We start from the raw sequence: 20,463 nt of genomic DNA, 5'->3' as shown, positions 1-20,463 counted from the left end.
ATTATACATACCTTTCTTACTTGTACATATTTTATGGCAAAATATGTACGAATAAAAAATGTGGAAATTCACATAAATTATTCGTAAGGAAGTGATGAATTAATTATAATTTGAAAAACAACGCAAATTATAGTATAATTTAGTAGCCTTGGTACTTTGGTTAATCGCAAGGGTAAAACTTTGAGGAAAGTCCGAACTTCATAGGGCAGGAAGGCAGTTAATGGCTGCTAGAAGTAATTCTAAGGAAAGTGCCACAGAAAATAGACCGCAAGAAATTGTAAGGGTGAAACGGTGAGGTAAGAGCTCACCAGTGTCTTAGGAGACTAAGATAGCTAGGTAAACCCCTTCTGAAGCAAGAAAAATTAAAGATATATCGGTTGCCCGCTGAGTCTTTGGGGTATTCGCTTGAACCTATACGCAAGTATAAGTCTAGAAAAATGATTAACAAATACAGAATTCGGCTTATAAAGTGCCAAGGAGAAATTTATGGTAGATAGTATATATATACATATTCCTTTTTGTAATAAAAAATGTTCATACTGTGACTTTTACATTCTAACTAATATGCAAAATCAGTATGAAAAATATACAGAATATTTAATAAAGGAAATATCTATGTATGATAAAGATATCGTATATGATAGTATTTACTTTGGTGGAGGTACACCATCTGTACTTAGTGTAGAACAAATAGGAAGAATATTAAATACACTTAAATTTACAGAAAAAACAGAAATTACTTTAGAACTTAATCCAACAAATATGGACTATACCAAACTATGTCAGTTACATTCACTAGGAATTAATCGACTCAGCATAGGTATGCAAAGTTTTAATGATAAAATATTACAGCTTATGAATCGAGAACATACAGCAAAGGATAACATAGATACATTTATTCAGGCAAGAAAAGCAGGCTTTACAAATATCTCAATAGACCTAATATTTGCCGTTCCAGGACAGAGTATGTCAGATTTAGAGTATGATATATCTATGATAAAAAAACTTAATCCAGATCATATATCCATATACTCCTTAATATGGGAAGAAAAATCAAGATTTTCTAAACTTTTAAGGGAGCATAAATTAGAAAAGCTAGATGAAGATATGGAAGCTAATATGTACGAGTATGTTATGAATAGTTTAGAAGAATTAGGCTATGAACATTATGAGATATCAAGTTTTTGCAAAAAGAAGTTGTATGGTAGACATAATATGAAATATTGGGAAAATAAAGAATATATTGGTGTTGGTATAAGTGCATCAAGCTATTTACAAGGCGAAAGATATGAGAAGGCAAGAAAACTTTTAACATATTACAGAGAAATTGATGAAGGTAAGCTTCCAATTAACCAACTAACTCTAGAAAAAGTTAATGAAAAAGATAAAAAAGAATTAGAATATATTCTAGGGTTAAGAAAACTTCAAACGGGAGCAAAATTTTTTAAAGAAGATAAGCATAAAATTGATAGTCTAATAGAAAGAGGGCTAATCACACACAAAGATAATAGAATATACTTGACGAAAAAGGGAATAATGCTAGCAGATAGCGTTATACTTGAGTTAATATAGAAAGAAGGTATTAAAGTGAAACAAGAAAGAAAAGCAGGAATTTTAATGCAACCTATTTCATTACCAAGTGAATATGGTATAGGTACATTAGGTAAAAAGTGTTTTGAATTTATTGATTTTCTACATGAGGCAAAACAAAAATTATGGCAAATTTTTCCTCTAGGACCCACAGGTTTTGGTGATTCACCATATCAATGTTTTTCAGCATTTGCAGGTAATCCATATTTAATTGACCTAGAAAAGTTAGTTGAAAATGGTTTGCTTACATACGATGATATACAACCTATGAGAACAAATGATTTAGTAATAGATTATGGTAAGTTATACAATGTAAAAAACCCAATACTTATGAAAGCATATGATAAAAAAGAAATCTTAGAAAAAGAATTCGATAAGTTTAAACAAGAAAATGCAGAATGGCTAGATAACTATGCGTTGTTTATAGCAGTCAAGAACTATTTCAATGGAGCATCATGGGATATATGGCCTGATAATGAATTAAGATTAGCACATAAGAGAGCTAAGGACAAATATGCTAAGAAATTAGAAAAAGAAGTAGATGTGCAAAAATTCATACAATTCCTATTCTTCAAACAATGGAATGATGTTAAAAAATATGCAAATAGCAAGGGAATAGAAATTATAGGGGACATACCAATATTTGTATCATTTGATTCAGCAGATGCATGGTCAAATCCAGAAATATTCTTATTCGACAAAGATAGAAAACCAGTTTGTGTAGCAGGAGTTCCACCTGATTACTTTAGTGCTACAGGTCAATTATGGGGTAACCCTCTATATGACTGGAAGAAGCTAAAAAGAACAGGGTATAAGTGGTGGAAAGATAGAATAAAAGCTAACTTGAAATTATGCGATATAATACGTATAGATCACTTTAGAGGATTTAGAGCATACTGGCAAATACCTTATGGTGAAGAAACTGCAATAAATGGTAAATGGGTAGAAGGACCTGGAATAGACTTATTCAAATCAATAGAAGAAGAATATCCAAACTTAAAAATTATTGCAGAAGATTTAGGTAATCTTGAAGAAGAAGATATTAAATTGGTAGAAGAAACAGGATATCCTGGAATGAAGATACTTCAATTTGCATTTGATGATGATCCAGATAATGTTTACTTACCACACAATTACACAACAACTAATTGTGTAGTATATACAGGTACACATGACAATGATACAACACAAGGTTGGTACAATTCATTAAATGAATATGAAAGAGGACTTGTAAGAGATTATACAGACTCAGCAAGCGATGATGGTATGTGTTGGAGACTTATACGTCTTGCACATAGAAGTGTAGCAAAGTATAGTATAATTCCTATACAAGACTACTTATGTTATGGTAGCGATACAAGAATGAATGTTCCAGGTGTAGGTTCAGGTAACTGGCAATTCAAGTTAAGAGAAGGAGTATTAACACATGAATTAGCTGGTGCTATAGGGCATATAACTGAAATATATGGAAGATAATATGGAACAATTAGGGATATATAGTAAAAAAGAAAATAAGCCATTGGCATATAGAGCAAGACCTACAAGTTTAAAAGAATTTGTAGGTCAATCTTATGCTATGGGAATAATAGAGAAAATAGTAAAGAAAAAAGAATTAGTAAATCTTTTAATATATGGGCCTTCTGGGACTGGTAAAACAACTTTATCAAGAATACTTGCTAAAGAGTTGGGGTATAATATTGAGTACCTAAATGCTATTAACACAGGTGTACAAGAAGTAAAAAGTGTTTGTTTAAGAGCAAAAGAAATGATGAACTTAAATAACAAAAAGACAATATTACTTTTTGATGAAATACACAGATTTAATAGATCACAACAAGACTCCTTATTACAAGACATAGAAGAGGGTAATGTTATCCTTATTGGTACAACAACAGAAAACCCTTTCTATAACCTAAACAAGGCATTAGTATCAAGATGTGTAGTTTTAAAATTCGATAAATTAAGTACTGATGAAATCTTAAAAATAGTGGACAATGTTTCAAAAAAATATGATATACAAGTGACAGAAGAAATAAGAAGATATATATTATCTATTTATGATGGAGATGCTAGAATAGCTATAAACACACTAGAATTGATTGGTAAAGTGGGCTTTGATGTTGTAAAGCAGGGCTTAGATATTAGGAGAAGATATAACGATAGTGACAAGTATGATAGGATATCTGCCATGATAAAAAGTATTAGGGGTAGTGATGAAAATGCAAGCATTTACTGGCTAGCAAGTATGATAGATGGCGGAGAAGATATATTGTATATAGCAAGAAGGCTTGTAATATTAGCTAGTGAGGATATAGGGCTTGCAAATGTAAAGGCATTAGATGTGGCTGTATCGTGTATGCGTGCAGTTGAAAAGATAGGTTTACCAGAAGCTAGAATAATTTTAGCAGAGTGCGTAATATATCTTGCCCTATCACCTAAGAGTAATAGTAGCTATAACGCGATAAACAGTGCACTAGAAAATATACGTGAAAATGGAGTCCAAGATGTACCTAAGCACTTAACAAGAGAAGGTATTAAGCAATATGTTTATCCACATAATTTTAAGAATCATTACACAAAACAAGTATATATGAATAATCCAATTAAATTTTATGAGTATTCAGACAACAAGTTTGAAAAGAGCATGAAAGAAGTTTGGAGTAAAATAAAAGAGGAAAATAACTAGATGGTAGAAAAAATGAGTATAGCACCTATGGTGGATAGGACGACATATAATTTTAGGCAATTTATTAGAATGTTTAATACAAAATCTACCCTATACACTGAAATGATTACGGCTCAGGCAGTAATAAATGGTGATAGAGATAGAATATTAAAATTTGATGAAAATGAACATAAATTAGTATTTCAATTAGCAACTTCTAGTATAGAGTATACAAAAAAAGCTTGTGAAATACTGAAAGAATATAGTTTTGATGAAATTAATATTAATGCAGGTTGTCCATCTGATAGGGTATCGGATAACCATATGGGAGCATATTTAATGTCCCAACCAGATTTGGTCTGTGATATGGTTAAGGTAATACAAGATATTTGTCAAAAAGATGTAACGGTAAAACATAGAATAGGTATAGATGGTACAGGTATACTAAAAAATGATAGAAAAATAGTTGGCTATGAAGAATTAATTAATTTTGTTGATAAATTACATAAAGCAGGTGTTAAAAGAAATATCATTCATGCAAGAATAGCAATATTAAAAGGTCTTAGTCCAAGTGAAAATAGGACTATACCACAATTAGACTATGATATGGTGTATAGGTTAAAAAAAGATAGACCAGAATACGATATAGAGATAAATGGTGGTATAAAGACATTAGAAGATGTAGAAGAACAATTAAAGCATGTAGATTCTGTTATGATAGGTAGAGCAAGTTACGATAACCCCATGCTATTTAATGAAGATAAGATATCAAGAATAGAAATATTAGAAAAAATGATAAAATTTTTAGAAAAATATGATGGAAGAGTTTATCATTTTACTATGCACACATTAGGTCTATTTTACGCTACAAAATACAGTAAAATATGGAAAAATGTTGCATCTAATTCGAGTATAACAGTGGCAGATTTAAAAGAATTCTTGAAAAAATTAAAAGATATGATATAATAAAGATGTCAAATAAACTTGAATAAAAAAACATGGAGGTATGAAAATGAAAATTGTTGTAATAGGTGCAAACCATGCAGGAACAGCTGCTGTAAATACAATTTTAGACAACTATAAAGGAAATGAAGTAGTTGTATTTGAAAGAAATAGCAACATTAGCTTTTTAGGTTGTGGAATGGCATTATGGATAGGTAAGCAAATAAAGGGTTCAGATGGATTGTTCTATTGCTCAAAAGACGTTTTTGAAAGAAAAGGTGCAACTGTACATATGGAAACAGAAGTTACAAATGTAGACTTTGACAAAAAAGTTGTTTATGCAGTAGGAAAAGATGGAAAGAAATATGAAGAAAAATATGATAAATTAATATTATCAACTGGTTCATTACCAATAGATATAAAGGTACCTGGAAGAGACTTAGAAAATGTACAATTTGTAAAACTATTCCAAAACGCTCAAGAAGTAATCGATAAAATTGATCATGAAAAGATAAACCATGTAACAGTAGTTGGTGCAGGATACATAGGAGTTGAATTAGCTGAAGCATTTAAGAGAATAGGTAAAGAAGTAGCATTACTTGATGCTAAAGAAATGTGTTTAACAACATACTATGATAAAGAATTCAGAGAAGAAATGAATAAGGTATTAGTTGAACATGGAATCAAAACTCACTATGGTGAAAAATTAGTAGAAATACTAGGAGATACAAAGGTAACTGGTGTTAAAACAGATAAGGGAACTATAAACACAGACATGGTTATACTTTGTGTAGGATTTAGACCTAACACAGACTTATTAAAAGATAAGTTAGAATTATTCAAGAATGCATACAAGGTTAATAGAAACCAAGAAACAAGTCAAAAAGATGTATATGCAATAGGAGACTGTGCAAGTATATATGATAATGCAACAAGAAGTATAGACTACATTGCATTAGCAACTAATGCAGTTAGATCAGGTATTATCGCAGCACACAATGCTTGTGGAACTAAGTTAGAATCAATAGGTGTACAAGGTTCAAATGGTATATCAATTTATGGATTTAATATGGTTTCAACAGGTTTAAGTGAAGAAAAGGCGAAAGCATTAGGAATGGATGTATTATCTACAAGTTATAACGATCTTCAAAAACCAGGATTTATGGAATCTGAAAATGAAAAAGTTATGATAAAAATAGTTTATGAAAAAGAATCAAGAAGAATAGTTGGAGCACAAATTGCATCTAAATATGACATATCTATGGGTATACATGTATTCTCACTAGCAATACAAGAAGGTATAACAATAGATAAGTTTAAATTATTAGATATATTCTTCTTACCACACTTTAACCAACCATATAACTATATAACAATGGCAGCATTATCTGCAAAATAAGGGGGAGAATATGAGTAAAGTAGTTCATTATGAAGGAGAAAATGTAGTAGATAGCTTATTAGCAACAGCTATTTTAGAAAAAGGAGTTACAGTAGTAGACTTTTTTGCAACATGGTGTGGACCATGTAGAGCATTAGGGCCTGTATTAGATGAGTTATCTATGGAAGTAGAATACAGAATAGTAAAAGTAGATGTTGATAAATATCCAGATTTAGCAGCATTCTATGGAGTTAGAAGTATTCCGACATTAGTAATATTTAAAGATGGAAAACCTGTTGATACATTAATAGGTGGAAGATCAAAAGAACAATTAAATGAAGATGTTGAAAAAGCAACTAAATAAAAAAGAAAGGGTTCTCTAACTAGTTTAGATAGCCCTTTTTATATACTCAATTTTTTTAGCATAATCCATTTCTAACATAATGTCGGTATAGTTGATATTAAAGTTTTTAAAGTAGTGTTCTAAAAATTTATTTATTTCTATAACAGCCTTTTTCTCTCCTTTGTCTTCTTTGATTAATTGAATGTGTTCAATTAATGTAGATTTAATTTCATCTAATGTAGGTGTATAATTAATGCCATTTTGTATTTCTGAAATTAGCCAAGGATTTCCTATTATTCCTCTTGCAAGCATAATACCATCTATATTTATGTCTTGTATATTTTTGAAGTCTTCAAGTGAATATATCCCACCATTAGCGATAAATTCAAAGTTTCTGGGTAATTTAGATAACCTTTTGATTTCTTCAAAATGTGAATCAGACTCAAATTTTTCTTGTAAGCTTCTTGCGTGAACACAAAGATAAGGAATTTCCTGCTTATACGCTAAGGCAAAGTATTCATCGATTTTGTCACAGAGTCTAATCTTTAGTGACACTTTAATTTTTTCCCTATTTAGTCTAGTAAGCAGTGAATCGATATCATCTATTCTATCAAGTAAGCCAGCTCCAGAACCATTTTTCAAAATTTTTGGTTTAGGACAGCCCATATTTAAAAGTAAATCATGGTAGCCCATTTCATGTAGTTTGCAAAAATTTGAAAAAAGTTCATCCATGTCAGAACCGAATAATTGTATGCCAGTATTTTCATCTTTACTCATTCTCATGATAGTTTTTAATGTTTTCTCATTTTCACGAGTAAATAAAGTGGAATTAACCATCTCAGTATACATAAGATCTGGATGGAACTTTTTTAATATCTGACGATACGAATAATCGGTTATACCAGACATTGGAGCAATGTATATTTTATAGTTCTTCATCATCTTCGCCATTGAATATAGCTTGATTGTATAGTTCTTTTACTTTTTCATTTAATAAGTCAAATGAAAATTCTTCTGGAATAGTTCCAGTTTGTGACATCTTTAAAATTGATGCAGCTTGTGCAACTTTAGCAGTTTTAGTTAATGGTAAGTCATTCTTTGCACAGTATACTAAAGCAGCTGTAAATATGTCACTAGCACCTGTAATATCTTCAACATGTTTTACTATAGGTAGAGGCAATTTTAAAGATTTTTTAGCATTCATAGCTAAGATGCCATCATAACCAAGAGTTATGTAAACGTCTTTAACACCTTTGGCTATAAGTTCTCTCATAGCTTGTCTCATTTCCTTTTTGTTTCTAAATGTTTTACCGAAGATAGATTCAAGTTCAAGTTTGTTAGTCTTTAAAACATCAATCTTATCTAAAATATTTTTAATTCTTTCAGACTTTTTAATTGAAACAGTATCAACAACTAATTTTTGATTAGTTCCTTTGATACTTGCTATATATTCTAAGCTTTCTTGAGAAATATTAGTATCAACTACGATAATTTCAGCGTTTTTAATAACATCAACTTTTTCTTTTAAGAAGTCTGGTGTGATATATTTTAATATATCCATATCGGTTATACCAGAAACCATTTCACCGTTATTATCTAATATTGATAAGTACATAGATATAGTTTCATCAGGAACTCTTAAAATATCAGTTGTGTCTATTCTACGAATATTTAAATCGTCTATTAATTTATTGCTATAGAAATTTTCACCTAAAACTGTTATGAATTTAATGTTAGTCATTAATTTCTTCAAGTTGACTGCTATATTTCTTGCGACACCGCCAAGTCTAATATTTATTTTTCCAATGTTTGAGTCGTGAAATTTTAAGGTATCTTCAGGTACACCTTGTAAATCTAAGTTACAAGCCCCTATAACTAGTATTGCTGGATCTGTTTTAATAACATATTGTCTTCCAAGTATAAATCCTTTTTGAATTATATGTGTAATATGTACTGCAACAGAAGCTCTTGAGATCTTAAGTTCTCTTGCTATTTGATTTTGAGTAATACTAGGTCTAGATTTTATAAGCTCATATATTTGTCTTTCCCTTTTTGTCATAAAAAAATCCCTCCTATTTTTAAGTACAGAACTATTATATATGTTTCTAAAAAAAAAATCAACATATATTAAAAATAAAAAAATAACAAAGTTAAAAAAAGCATAAAGTGCATATCCTAAGGGTGGGTATATTAAAAAAATCTGAGATATTTTAATAAAAATAAGAAAAATGTAAGATTAAACTGCAAGAAATATAAGATATAATCCGAAAAATGTTTAAATATATTTTTGTTTTTTTATTATACTTTGCAACATAAAAAAACTACAGGACAATATATATTATAAAAACTAATAAAAAGAATAGATATTTTTTGCAAGGGCTTGCATAGAACTTTTTTTACTTTTGTTAATAAAACACATATTTTTTTACACTTCCAAATACTAGATATTTACTTTAAGTTCTGATATAATTTAAATAAAAAAAGAAAAGAGGATTTAGCAATGGTTAAAGAGTTTTTTGAGGGCTATAATCAAAAAAATATAGAGTACTATATGAAAGAACATACTGATAAAAAATGTAAGAAGATAGTATTGATACATGATATGTTTGAGGATATAGACCTATACATAGATTTTATAGAATATTTTTTTAATCAGGGCTATGATGTATATGTACCAGAAATACGAGGTAATGGTAATTTACGTGAAAAAGAATATACAGATTTTGGCGATGGAAGAATAGAAGCAGTTTTAAAAGATATAGATATATTTATACATAAAAAATTTGTTAATGTAAGATATAGCGATATAATATTAGTAGGTCAAGGGATAGGAGCTTTAATTAGTTACTATACCTTCATAGGTAATAAATTTAATACCCTTATACTTTCTTCCCTATTTATGGAAAACTTAATTACAATTAACGCAAATATACTTTTATCTAAAATAGAAGAAAAAGCAAATGTAAAAAATAGCAGATTAAATAAGTATTACTATAGTACATCTAAAAAATACCTTAAAGAAGGTGTGCATGGTATGATAACAGCTGATAGTAATTTTAAGAAAAAATTAAGAGAAGATAAAAAATATATGATATCTGCAAGTCCTGCATACTTTAATGATATGTTAAGACTATGTAGATATGTAAAAAAGAATTTTAAAAATATTCCAGATGGGGTTAATATACTAAATATTTATGGTGGAGAAGACATATATTTAAATAGTGATAAAATAAAGAAATATATGATAGGAATAAATAGTAATACAAGAAATATTAGAATATTTAAAAATGAAAAAGGTAGAAGAAATAGTTTACTTGAAGTAAATAAGGACGTAGTATATGGTAAAATAAATGAATGGCTAAAGGAGGTAACAAATGAGTAGTATTAAAATATATTCCCCTATTAACAATGAATATATTGGCGAAGTGCCTGCTATGACAAAAGAACATATAGATGATATGATAAAAGAATTAAAAGAAAATTTTAAGGCATTTAGTGAATTAGCTGTTACAAAAAGAGCAGAATATTTAAAAAAAGTAAGTGCAGTTTTAAAAGAACATTCTGAAGAATTAGCAGTTTTGATGACTAAAGAAATTTCTAAGGGGTATAAGGATAGTCTTACAGAAGTTTTAAGATCAGTTGAAATGATAGACTATACTATAGAAGAAGGTATAAGATTACAAGGTGAAATGTCTAGTGGGGAATCTTATGGAGTTAAAGATAAGATATGTCTTAGCATAAGAGAACCTCTAGGTGTAGTGTTATGTATAGCACCATTTAATTATCCTATTAACCTTTCTTTATCTAAGATAGTTCCTGCATTAATAACAGGTAATGTTGTCCTATTTAAACCACCTACACAAGGGTCTGTAGTTTGTACAAGATTAGTTGAATTAATGAATGAAGTACTACCTAAGGGTGTGTTGAAAATAGTAACAGGTCGTGGAAGTGAAATAGGAGATTACATTAATACACATAAAGATATATCATTTATTAACTTTACTGGAAGTACAAAAGTTGGAGAAAGAATTTCAAATCAAGCTGGATTAAAAGGTCTTATGATGGAATTAGGTGGTAAAGATGCCGCAATAGTCCTACAAGATGCAGACTTAGAAAAGGCAAGTAGCGAAATAGTAAAAGGTGCTTTTAGTTATTCAGGTCAAAGATGTACCGCTATAAAACGTGTATTGGTTGTTGAAAGTGTGAAAGAAGAACTAGTTCAATTGATACTAGATAAAGTAGGGAAAATAAAGGTTGGAGATCCTATGGATAATGCAACTGTTACACCATTAATTGATGATAAGAGTGCAGATTATGTACAAGGTTTAATTGATGATGCAAAAAGTAAAGGTGCCAAGGTATTAATAGGTGATAAAAGAGAAAAGAATCTAATATACCCATGTGTGTTAGATGGTGTTAAAGAAAATATGAGAATATATTTTGAAGAACCTTTTGGACCAGTTTTACCAATAATTTCAATAAAAGATGTTGAAGAAGGTATAGAAATAGCAAATAAGTCTGAATATGGATTACAAAGTTCTGTATTTACAAAAGATATGAAAAAAGCTTTCTATGTTGCAAGAAAATTAGAAGTAGGAAGTGTTCATATTAACAATAAGACACAAAGAGGACCAGATAATTTTCCATTTTTAGGTGTGAAAAATAGTGGATTAGGTGTTCAAGGAATTAAGTATAGCATTGAAAGTATGACAAGATTAAAAAATATAATATTCGATATATAGGAGATAGAAAAATGAAGTATTATGGTGGAATTGATTTGGGTGGAACAAATACAAAAATAGGGTTGTTAGATGAAAAAGGGACATTAATATTAAAGACTAATATTAAGACCTCATCTGAAGAAGGTTATGAAATAACTGTTAAAAGAATTTGTGAAGTATTAATTCATGAAATTGAAGCAGCAGAAATTTCAATGGAAGATGTTGTATCATTTGGTGTTGGAATTCCAGGACCCGTAGTTAAGAAAAAAATTGTTAAGTTCTTTGCTAATTTTCCTTGGGGTAAAAATTTGAATTTAGCAAAAGAATTTGAAAAATACTTGAAAAAACCAGTATACCTAGACAATGATGTTAATGTAATAACTTTAGGTGAAGTTTGGACAGGAGCAGCAAAAGGTTATACAGATGTTCTAGGACTTGCCATAGGTACTGGAATAGGTGCAGGTGTAGTTGCAAATGGTAAATTAATTTCAGGTAAAGTTGGTGCAGGTGGAGAAATAGGGCATATAAAGTTAGTGGCAAATGGAGCTTTATGTGGTTGTGGACAAAAAGGTTGTTTTGAAGCTTATGCATCAGCAACAGGTATAGCAAGAGAAGCACAATCTAGATTAGAAGTTAATAAGAATAATCTTCTTTATGAAATGGTACAAGATAGAAAAGTTGAAGCAAAAGATGTCTTTGATGCAGCTAAAAAAGGTGATGCATTCGCACTAGATATAGTTGAAAGTGTTACAGATAAGATGGCATTAGGTATATCAAATGTATTAAATATTACAGATTCACAAGTTGTAGTAATAGGAGGGGGAGTTGCCCTAGCAGGAGATATACTATTTGATAGAATAAAAAAGAAAATGAAAGCATACGTCCTACCACCAGTATTAGAAGGCTTAGAAATTAAACCAGCAATACTTGGAAATGATGCAGGAATATATGGTGCAGCTTACTTATCAATGCTAGAAGAAGAAAATAAGTAAGAAACAGAAAAGCAGCGAAAGCTGTTTTTTTTTTTTTTTTTTTGGGAGGTAAGATTTAGCTGAATAATATATAAGAGATGACTTATTATAGAAAAAAGTAAGAAGAAGAAAGTAACTTTAAGATATAGTATATGATTTCCAAATAAATATGGTAATTGCAGAGGTCAACCTGTAGTCAAATCACTGATGAAAAACCATATCAAATATTTAGTGAAACAGGTACATATATATGAGATCTAGTTTTGTTAATACTTCTAGTAATAAATATAGTAGTAATAGTTTAAAAAGTGATTTATCTGAAACAAATTAAAATGGTAATGTGGTACATGGTAATAATAATGAAATATATAGTGAAAATAATATTGTATTAGGGAATGGAGTTAAAATTAATAAAAAAATAGATAGACCCTATAATATGAAAACCAAAACAATAATAAAGGAAATCTATCTATATGAGTATAATATCATAAAAATTAAAAAAAATAAATAGAAAAATGTAATAAAAAGTTAAAATGTGAAAAAGTGCGGGAACAGCATAAAAGTAGCTTTCAAAAAGTGCGGGAACATGATATAATCGTATTATAAAAAACGCGGAAGGTGAAAATCTATGTTTAAACGTAAAATATATGACAAATTATTAGCTTGGAAAAATGAGTGTAAAGGGAGTAGAGCACTTTTAATTGAAGGTGCAAGACGTGTAGGAAAATCTACAATAGTTAGAGAGTTTGCAAAGAAAGAGTATAAGAGCTACATTTTCATAGATTTTTCAATAGCTCCTCAAGAAATCATTAATCTATTTAATGATATAACAAATTTATCATATATATTTTTGAAGTTACAATTACAATATAATGTAAGTCTATTTGAAAGAGAATCACTAATAGTTTTTGATGAAGTGCAGTTTTGTCCAACTGCAAGACAAGCAATAAAGCATTTAGTTGCAGATGGTAGATATGACTACATTGAAACAGGATCATTAATTTCAATAAAAAAGAATGTAAAAGATATTCTAATTCCTAGTGAGGAGAAAAAAATTAATATGTATCCATTAGACTATGAAGAATTTTTGTGGGCTATAGGTGATAATGTAACAGCTAAATTATTAAAAGAAGTATTTGATAAAAAGATTTCTTTAGGTAATTTACAACATAGAAATCAAATGAGAAAGTTTAGATTATATATGCTAGTTGGAGGTATGCCACAAGCTATTAATGAATATATTAATACAAATAATCTTAAAATGGTAGATGATGTTAAAAGAGAAATAATCAATTTGTATTCCGATGATTTTTACAAAATAGATAATAGTGGTAAAGTATCTAGTATATATGAAGCTATACCTAGTGAATTAAATAGACATAGTACAGGTTTTAAAATTTCAAGTGTAATTACTGGTAGTAAAGAAAGTGCATTAAATGAATTATATGAACTTATACAATCTAAGACAGTATTGCCTGCATATAACGTAAATGATCCAAATACTGGATTAAGTAGTATGTATAATAAGGATAATTTCAAGTTATACTTATCTGATGTAGGATTACTTGTAACATTAATGTTTAAAGACAGGGAATTTACTTCTAATGACATTTATTTAAAATTATTAAGTGATAAATTGAATGTTAATTTAGGGATATTTTATGAAAATGTTATAGCACAAACTTTAGTTACAAATGGTCATAAGTTGTACTATCATACTATGTATAATGAAGTACAAAAACGTAATTATGAAGTTGATTTTTTAATTTCAGATGGTAAAAAAATTAGCCCTATTGAAGTTAAATCTTCAAGTTACAAGGCACATAAATCATTAGATATTTTTTGTGAGAAGTATTCAAATAGGATAAAAAATCGATATGTAATATATCCCAAGGATTTAGAAGTTAAAGATAATGTTATATATCTACCCACATATTTAGCAATGTTTTTATAAAATATCGGCTATAAGGTAATAAACCTTAAGCCGATATTTTTGTTCTTGACCGACATTTTAGACCGACATTTTAGACCGACATTTTTAAAAATCTCAGAGTATCATTTTCACCTTTCAGAGTATCATTTTTGTCTTTCAGAGTATCATTCTCATTTCTTTATTCTAAATAAATCCATCGTATTAGTGATGGGGTGTATTACAATATTTTTAAGACCTTTACGTATGAACCAATTTTCAGTAGAGTAGTAAAGAGGTGCAATGATGGCATTATCGACTAATAATCTTTCAGCCTTATTTACAAGTAAATAACGAGCATTTTCATTTTGTTCATTATCTATTTTCGATAATATATCATCATATTCTTTATTTCCCTTATTGCCCCATCTGTATAGCATACTAACGGGGTCATTAAATTTCGGACTATATGTATTTAATACAATGTCAAAGTCACGTGCTCTTGTTAGAGCTAGTCTATCTTTAAATGTTACAGTTGTAACAACTACATTTAAATTTAATTTAGTTCTTAATTCTTCTTGTATAAAGTTTGCTTCTTTAACTTCTATAGATGTATTACCAGTAAGAAGTCTTAAAGTTTTACCAGATAATATGTTTGATTTAACATTGTCCTTAAAGTAATCTTTATCTGGATACATTTGTCTATATTTCTTAAATACATTAGATACTATTGATTTACTTACAATAGATCCATCTTCTTTAATCACATTTACATATTTTTGTCTATCTATACTATCACGTATAGCAAGTCTATTTTCTTTTTTACTTAGTATTGGATTATCAAGATTAAAGTCTAAGTACCAAAGTCTACCATTTTGATAATTTATTAACTCCTTATTCTTCTTCTTACTTTCAAGATCATAAGGTTCAACACGAGCAAGATCAACTTCATCGTTTTTTATTAAATTTTCTAAAACAGAGAAATCTGAGATAAATAGTAGCTTTACATTACTAAAGTATACATTCTTACTATTCCAATAGTACTTATTCTTTTTTAGAAGAATACTTGAGTTATCCATTTTTTGTATTGTGTATGGTCCATTGTATAGTGCTGTTTTAAAGTCCCCTATATCTTTTGTCGTTCCTTTTTTTACAGGAAAAGATATGGGTAGGGTTAGTATATCTTCAAAATATACAGTTGGTTTAGTTAGTGTTATTACAAGTTTACCATTAACATTTTTAACACCTAGTTCATCTTCACTAACTTTACCCTCATTGTATTCTTTTGCGTTTTTAATAGGATAAAGTAATTCGGCAAATCTAGACGCAGTTTTTGGATTTAATGCTCTTTTAAATCCAAATAATATATCATCTATAGTTAAAGGACTACCATCACTCCATTTTAAGTTTTTCCTTATTGTAAAAGTTAATGTATTTCCATTTTTTGTATATGAACTAGCAAGACAAGGTTCATATTCATTCTTATCGTTTAATCTAAGAAGACCTTCATAAATATTATTCATAAGTTGTACACTTACTAATTCATTAAAATGATGTGGATCTATTGTAGTAGGTTCTGATACCATATTGTATGTTAAAGTTGTATTTGTATTACCACAACTAAAAGTAAAACAAAAAAGAAGTAAAATAAGTAGTTTTTTAATCATGTATTGCCCCCAATAATTTATCTACCATATCAATTTTTTCCCATGGTAATTCTATATCTGTTCTACCAATGTGCCCAAAGGCTGCAAGGTCTTTGTATTTAAAATTAGGTGTTCTTAAATTCAATGTTTTTTCTATACCACGTGGTGATAAATTAAATAGTTGAGGTATAACTTCCTCAATTTTTTGTTCTGGAACATTTGATGTATTAAATGTTTCAACTTTAATAGATATTGGATCTACTACACCAATTGCGTATGATAATTGAACTTCACATTTTTTGGCTAATTTAGCTGCAACGATATTTTTTGCAATGTATCTTGCCATATATGCAGCAGATCTATCAACTTTAGATGGATCTTTACCAGAAAATGCACCACCACCGTGTCTAAAGTATCCACCATAGGTATCAACTATTATCTTTCTACCTGTAAGACCAGTATCTCCATGAGGACCACCTATTACAAAACGTCCTGTTGGATTTATGAAGATTTTTTTAACATCTTGTAAATCATATCCATATTTTCTTAGTACAGGTTCAAATACAAGATTTTTAACTTCTTCTTTAATCATATCTTGTGTTACACTTTCATCATGTTGTACAGATAATACAATAGCATCTATACCAACTATTTTATCATTATCATATTTTAGTGTAACTTGTGATTTAGCATCAGGTCTTGCCCAAGGAAGAGTTTTATCTCTAGTTAACTTAGTCAATCTCTTTATTATTTCACGAGCTAGTGTAATTGCAAGTGGCATAAGTTCAGGTGTTTCATCAACAGCTCCACCAAACATGATACCTTGGTCTCCAGCACCTCCTGTATCAACACCCATAGAGATATCTGGTGATTGAGCATGAATAGTGTTTATTACACCACAGTCATAGTCAAATCCTAGTCCAGGTTTGTATCCTATTTCTTTTATAACGCCTCTTGCGATTGTTTGTACATCAACATATGTATTAGTAGTTATTTCACCACCAATTAAAATTAAACCAGTAGTTGCAAATGTTTCACAAGCAACTCTTGAATTTACGTCATCTGCTAAACATTCATCTAATATTGCATCTGAAATTTGATCACATATTTTATCTGGATGCCCAGGTGATACAAATTCTGATGTAAAAAAAGAATAATTATTATTCATTATTTATCGTTTGTCTCCCTTCTAATGATTTAGTAAGCGTAACTATGTCGGTATATTCAATATTACCACCCATAGGTATACCACTTGCTATTTTACTTATTTTTATACTTTTAGGCAATAGCTTTGTTAAGTAAAGTATGGTAGTTTCACCTTCAAGGTCTGGATTTAGTGCAAAGATAATTTCTTTTACATTATCTAGCCTATTTAAAAGTGTTGAAATATTAAGGTCATCTATACCAACACCATTTAGGGGATCAACTTTTCCACCAAGTACATGATATATGCCGTTATATACATTAGAATTTTCAATTGCAAAAACATCTTTAGTGTCTTCAACTATGCATATTACAGAATGGTTTCTTTTTTCATTAGTACATATATTACATACACCACTGTCAGTTAAAGTATTGCATACAGTGCAGGGTTTAATGGTATTATATGCTTCAGTCAAAGTATTTATGAATTTATTAACTTCTTTTTCATCTTTTTTTAATAAATCAAAAGCAATTCTTGCAGCACTTTTTCTTCCTATACCTTGTAGACCAGAAAAAGCCTTTATTAATTCATCTAATTTTGTCATATATATTCCTTTACAAAAAAGAAGGAGTATATTTTGGTAAATATACTCCTTTTATATTTACTATTATTGGTTTTCTCCTATTCTAGTAACTTTAAGTGTATTTGTAGTTCCTGTTTCAGATATACCTGTAACTAATACGATTAAATCACCTTTTTTAATACCAGTGTAATTTTCGTCTTCAGTTGTAAATGCATGACTTTCAGCAACTTCTACAGCTTTTTTGAAGAAGTCTTCAGTCTTATCAAGTCCTGTAGCTAATACTGATCTTACACCTCTAACAACAGATAATTGTCTTGCAGTTTGTGGGTGGTCAGTTAAAGCAATGATAGGTACAGTAGGGTTATACTTTCTTATCATCTTAGCAGCTCTACCTGTCTTAGTCCAACAAACTATTAATTTAGCATTTAATGTTTCACTTGCATAAACTGCACTCTTACTAATAGATTCAGTAATAGTCATAGATGCTGGTGTATAACTTCTTCTTCCAACTCCTATTTCATCAGTTACACTTGAAATTCTAGCCATAGTTTTAACAGCTTCTACTGGGTATTTACCATTTGCAGATTCTCCTGATAACATAACAGCATCAGTACCATCTAGTATAGCGTTAGCAACGTCTCCTGCTTCTGCTCTTGTAGGTCTAGGGTTTTTTTGCATAGAGTCTAACATTTGAGTAGCTGTAATAACTGGTTTTCCAGCTTCATTACATTTCTTTATCATAACCTTTTGCATGTATGGTACTCTTTCAACTGGTACTTCAACTCCTAAGTCACCTCTTGCAACCATGATACCGTCTGATAATTCTAGTATTTCATCAAAGTTGTCGAATCCTTCTTGAGTTTCAATCTTAGGAATAATCTTAATGTTTTCTCCACCATTTTCATCAAGAACTTTTCTAACTTCAGCAACGTCTGATGCTTTTCTTATAAATGAAGCAGCAACATAGTCTACACCTTGTTCACAACCGAATTTTAAGTCAGATATATCTTTAGGTGCTAAAGCAGGTAAGCTTACTGAAACATTTGGTAAGTTAACACCTTTCTTTTGTCCTAAAGCACCACTGTTTTTAACTGTACAGTGTAATTCTTCACCTTCGATTGAATCAACGTTTAATGCGATTAAACCATCATCAATTAAAACAGTATCTCCAGGTTTTAAGTCTTTTGTAATATCTTTGTATGAAACAGATATTTTCTTGTCATCACCTTTGAATGCATAGTCAGTTGTTAATGTGATTTTGTGACCTTCGACTAAATCATATTTAATGTCACCATCTCTAAATTCACCAGTTCTAATTTCTGGTCCTTTAGTATCAAGCATTATTGCAACAAATTTTCCTGTTTCTTCACAAAGCTTTCTTAATGTTTTAATTCTTTTTCCATGTTCTTCGTGGTCACCGTGTGAGAAGTTTAATCTCATTACGTTCATTCCACTTAATAGTAATTGTTTTAATACCTTTGGATCTTCACTTTTAGGCCCTATAGTACAAACAACTTTTGTCATTTTAATTTTCATATTTCCTCCTAAGTTATATTATATATTATATTAGATTGATAACATCATTGCAATTTCATAGAATTTTTGATCTTTCTTTTCATAGTTTTCCCAAGCATATTGTAATTTGTGTGTAACAACTAAAGTCTTTTCTATTCCAAGCATAACTCCATCTGCTTCATTTTTTTCTATTAAATTAACTGCAGCTACACCTAATCTAGTTGCAAGTAATCTATCAAATGCTGTAGGAGATCCACCTCTTTGTATATGTCCTAGAGTTGTAACTTTTACATCTAATTTAGGATTTCTTTCTTTTAATTGTCTTGCAATTTCTTGAGTGCCTTCTTTTACACCTTCAGAAACAACTATAACATCAAAATTCTTTCCTTCTTCTCTTCTTTTTCTTATTATTTCTTCAATAGCTTCTATTTTATATGGCATTTCAGGGATAATAACACCGTTTGCACCACCAGCGATACAAGCATTTAAAGCAATATCTCCACAATTTCTTCCCATAACTTCTACAAGGATAGTTCTGTCATGAGATTGAGCAGTATCACGTAATTTTGATATAGCGTCAATTACAATGTTTAATGCAGTGTAAAAACCAATAGTGAAATCAGTACCTGCAATATCATTGTCTATTGTACCAGGTAATCCAACAGTTTGTATACCATGTTCAATATTTAAATAGTATGCACCATGATATGAACCGTCACCACCTATTGTAACAAGAGAGTCAATACCTCTTTTCTTTAAATTTTCTGCAGCTAATGCTCTTACTTTAGGATCTTTAAATTCAGGCAATCTAGCTGTCTTTAATATTGTTCCACCTTTATCTGCAATATTTGAAACGTCTAGTGGTGTCATTTTGTATATGTCATCTTCAAGCATACCTTTGTAACCTCTTCTGATACCATAAACTTCCCAACCTTTAAACATTGCTGTTTTTGCAACGGCACGAATTGCAGTGTTCATACCTTGTGCATCACCGCCACTAGTTAGAATAGCTATTTTTTTCATAATTTACTCCTTCTGATTACATTTTTTAGTTAA

The 20,463-nt window shown here is 29.7% G+C and carries 17 protein-coding genes and 1 other RNA gene; 11 read left to right on the top strand and 7 right to left on the bottom strand.

The features are described 5' to 3' along the window. Window positions 1–148: 148 nt before the first annotated feature. From rnpB to trxA, 7 genes are all read left to right on the top strand, one after another. Window positions 149–480: RNase P RNA component class A (gene rnpB, locus VC03_RS06635), an RNA gene on the top strand. Between the two features lie 6 nt (window positions 481–486). Next, window positions 487–1,572, top strand: coding sequence for a radical SAM family heme chaperone HemW (gene hemW, locus VC03_RS04840; protein WP_046328917.1), 1,086 nt, complete (start codon window positions 487–489; stop codon window positions 1,570–1,572). Between the two features lie 15 nt (window positions 1,573–1,587). Further along, window positions 1,588–3,066 carry a 4-alpha-glucanotransferase gene (malQ, locus tag VC03_RS04835; RefSeq protein WP_084710366.1) on the top strand — a complete coding sequence of 493 codons (1,479 nt, stop codon included), beginning with the start codon at window positions 1,588–1,590 and terminating at the stop codon, window positions 3,064–3,066. Window position 3,067: 1 nt separating this feature from the next. Then, on the top strand, window positions 3,068–4,276 hold the full coding sequence (locus VC03_RS04830; RefSeq protein WP_046328916.1) for a replication-associated recombination protein A: 1,209 nt from the start codon (window positions 3,068–3,070) through the stop codon (window positions 4,274–4,276). Next, entirely contained in the window at window positions 4,277–5,221 is a 945-nt protein-coding gene (gene dusA / locus VC03_RS04825) for a tRNA dihydrouridine(20/20a) synthase DusA (RefSeq protein ID WP_046328915.1), read from the top strand. It abuts the gene before it with no gap. A 46-nt stretch (window positions 5,222–5,267) separates the two neighbouring features. Beyond that, on the top strand, window positions 5,268–6,596 hold the full coding sequence (gene nox, locus VC03_RS04820; protein ID WP_046328914.1) for a H2O-forming NADH oxidase: 1,329 nt from the start codon (window positions 5,268–5,270) through the stop codon (window positions 6,594–6,596). Between the two features lie 10 nt (window positions 6,597–6,606). Then, entirely contained in the window at window positions 6,607–6,939 is a 333-nt protein-coding gene (gene trxA / locus VC03_RS04815; protein ID WP_046328913.1) for a thioredoxin, read from the top strand. A 24-nt stretch (window positions 6,940–6,963) separates the two neighbouring features. On the opposite strand, the gene VC03_RS04810 is transcribed toward trxA, so the two are convergent. After that, the gene (locus VC03_RS04810; protein WP_046328912.1) at window positions 6,964–7,857 is read right to left on the bottom strand and encodes a tRNA dihydrouridine synthase; all 894 of its coding nucleotides are present in this window, start codon (window positions 7,855–7,857) and stop codon (window positions 6,964–6,966) included. After that, window positions 7,844–8,977, bottom strand: coding sequence for a carbohydrate kinase (locus VC03_RS04805; RefSeq protein ID WP_046328911.1), 1,134 nt, complete (start codon window positions 8,975–8,977; stop codon window positions 7,844–7,846). Before VC03_RS04805 ends, VC03_RS04810 begins: the two co-directional genes overlap by 14 nt. 441 nt (window positions 8,978–9,418) lie before the next feature. On the opposite strand from VC03_RS04805, the gene VC03_RS04800 reads away from it, so the two are divergent. From VC03_RS04800 to VC03_RS04785, 4 genes are all read left to right on the top strand, one after another. Next, window positions 9,419–10,300, top strand: a complete 882-nt coding sequence (locus VC03_RS04800) for a serine aminopeptidase domain-containing protein (RefSeq protein ID WP_046328910.1) — start codon at window positions 9,419–9,421, stop codon at window positions 10,298–10,300. Continuing rightward, window positions 10,293–11,660 (top strand): NADP-dependent glyceraldehyde-3-phosphate dehydrogenase, encoded by a 1,368-nt coding sequence (locus tag VC03_RS04795; RefSeq protein ID WP_046328909.1) that lies wholly within the window; start codon window positions 10,293–10,295, stop codon window positions 11,658–11,660. Before VC03_RS04800 ends, VC03_RS04795 begins: the two co-directional genes overlap by 8 nt. A gap of 11 nt (window positions 11,661–11,671) precedes the next feature. Next, complete coding sequence (locus VC03_RS04790; RefSeq protein WP_046328908.1) at window positions 11,672–12,631, top strand: ROK family protein; 960 nt, start codon at window positions 11,672–11,674, stop codon at window positions 12,629–12,631. Between the two features lie 607 nt (window positions 12,632–13,238). Continuing rightward, complete coding sequence (locus VC03_RS04785) at window positions 13,239–14,564, top strand: ATP-binding protein (protein ID WP_046328907.1); 1,326 nt, start codon at window positions 13,239–13,241, stop codon at window positions 14,562–14,564. Window positions 14,565–14,713: 149 nt separating this feature from the next. Here VC03_RS04785 and VC03_RS04780 read toward each other — a convergent pair whose 3' ends face one another. From VC03_RS04780 to pfkA, 5 genes are all read right to left on the bottom strand, one after another. Continuing rightward, window positions 14,714–16,186, bottom strand: a complete 1,473-nt coding sequence (locus VC03_RS04780) for a peptide ABC transporter substrate-binding protein (protein WP_052727707.1) — start codon at window positions 16,184–16,186, stop codon at window positions 14,714–14,716. Continuing rightward, window positions 16,179–17,333: a methionine adenosyltransferase gene (gene metK / locus VC03_RS04775; protein WP_046328906.1), complete on the bottom strand. Its 1,155-nt coding sequence runs from the start codon at window positions 17,331–17,333 to the stop codon at window positions 16,179–16,181. The genes VC03_RS04780 and metK overlap by 8 nt, the downstream gene beginning before the upstream one ends. Continuing rightward, window positions 17,326–17,913, bottom strand: a complete 588-nt coding sequence (gene recR, locus VC03_RS04770; RefSeq protein WP_046328905.1) for a recombination mediator RecR — start codon at window positions 17,911–17,913, stop codon at window positions 17,326–17,328. Before recR ends, metK begins: the two co-directional genes overlap by 8 nt. A gap of 63 nt (window positions 17,914–17,976) precedes the next feature. Next, entirely contained in the window at window positions 17,977–19,428 is a 1,452-nt protein-coding gene (gene pykF, locus VC03_RS04765) for a pyruvate kinase PykF (RefSeq protein WP_144406237.1), read from the bottom strand. A gap of 30 nt (window positions 19,429–19,458) precedes the next feature. After that, window positions 19,459–20,430 carry a 6-phosphofructokinase gene (gene pfkA / locus VC03_RS04760; protein ID WP_046328904.1) on the bottom strand — a complete coding sequence of 324 codons (972 nt, stop codon included), beginning with the start codon at window positions 20,428–20,430 and terminating at the stop codon, window positions 19,459–19,461. Window positions 20,431–20,463 lie beyond the last annotated feature (33 nt).

The organism is Sneathia vaginalis (assembly GCF_000973085.1).
Taxonomy (GTDB): domain Bacteria; phylum Fusobacteriota; class Fusobacteriia; order Fusobacteriales; family Leptotrichiaceae; genus Sneathia; species Sneathia vaginalis.
Note: the sequence above shows the minus strand (reverse complement) of the source record. Positions and strands in the feature narration are given on the sequence as shown.

Excerpts from the sequence above, each read along its gene's own strand:
- hemW (WP_046328917.1), top strand. The coding sequence starts at position 487 with ATGGTAGATAGTATATATATACATATTCCTTTTTGTAATAAAAAATGT.
- VC03_RS04830 (WP_046328916.1), top strand. The coding sequence starts at position 3,068 with ATGGAACAATTAGGGATATATAGTAAAAAAGAAAATAAGCCATTGGCA.
- dusA (WP_046328915.1), top strand. The coding sequence starts at position 4,277 with ATGGTAGAAAAAATGAGTATAGCACCTATGGTGGATAGGACGACATAT.
- nox (WP_046328914.1), top strand. The coding sequence starts at position 5,268 with ATGAAAATTGTTGTAATAGGTGCAAACCATGCAGGAACAGCTGCTGTA.
- trxA (WP_046328913.1), top strand. The coding sequence starts at position 6,607 with ATGAGTAAAGTAGTTCATTATGAAGGAGAAAATGTAGTAGATAGCTTA.
- VC03_RS04810 (WP_046328912.1), bottom strand. The coding sequence starts at position 7,857 with ATGAAGAACTATAAAATATACATTGCTCCAATGTCTGGTATAACCGAT.
- VC03_RS04805 (WP_046328911.1), bottom strand. The coding sequence starts at position 8,977 with ATGACAAAAAGGGAAAGACAAATATATGAGCTTATAAAATCTAGACCT.
- VC03_RS04800 (WP_046328910.1), top strand. The coding sequence starts at position 9,419 with ATGGTTAAAGAGTTTTTTGAGGGCTATAATCAAAAAAATATAGAGTAC.
- VC03_RS04795 (WP_046328909.1), top strand. The coding sequence starts at position 10,293 with ATGAGTAGTATTAAAATATATTCCCCTATTAACAATGAATATATTGGC.
- VC03_RS04790 (WP_046328908.1), top strand. The coding sequence starts at position 11,672 with ATGAAGTATTATGGTGGAATTGATTTGGGTGGAACAAATACAAAAATA.
- VC03_RS04785 (WP_046328907.1), top strand. The coding sequence starts at position 13,239 with ATGTTTAAACGTAAAATATATGACAAATTATTAGCTTGGAAAAATGAG.
- VC03_RS04780 (WP_052727707.1), bottom strand. The coding sequence starts at position 16,186 with ATGATTAAAAAACTACTTATTTTACTTCTTTTTTGTTTTACTTTTAGT.
- metK (WP_046328906.1), bottom strand. The coding sequence starts at position 17,333 with ATGAATAATAATTATTCTTTTTTTACATCAGAATTTGTATCACCTGGG.
- recR (WP_046328905.1), bottom strand. The coding sequence starts at position 17,913 with ATGACAAAATTAGATGAATTAATAAAGGCTTTTTCTGGTCTACAAGGT.
- pykF (WP_144406237.1), bottom strand. The coding sequence starts at position 19,428 with ATGAAAATTAAAATGACAAAAGTTGTTTGTACTATAGGGCCTAAAAGT.
- pfkA (WP_046328904.1), bottom strand. The coding sequence starts at position 20,430 with ATGAAAAAAATAGCTATTCTAACTAGTGGCGGTGATGCACAAGGTATG.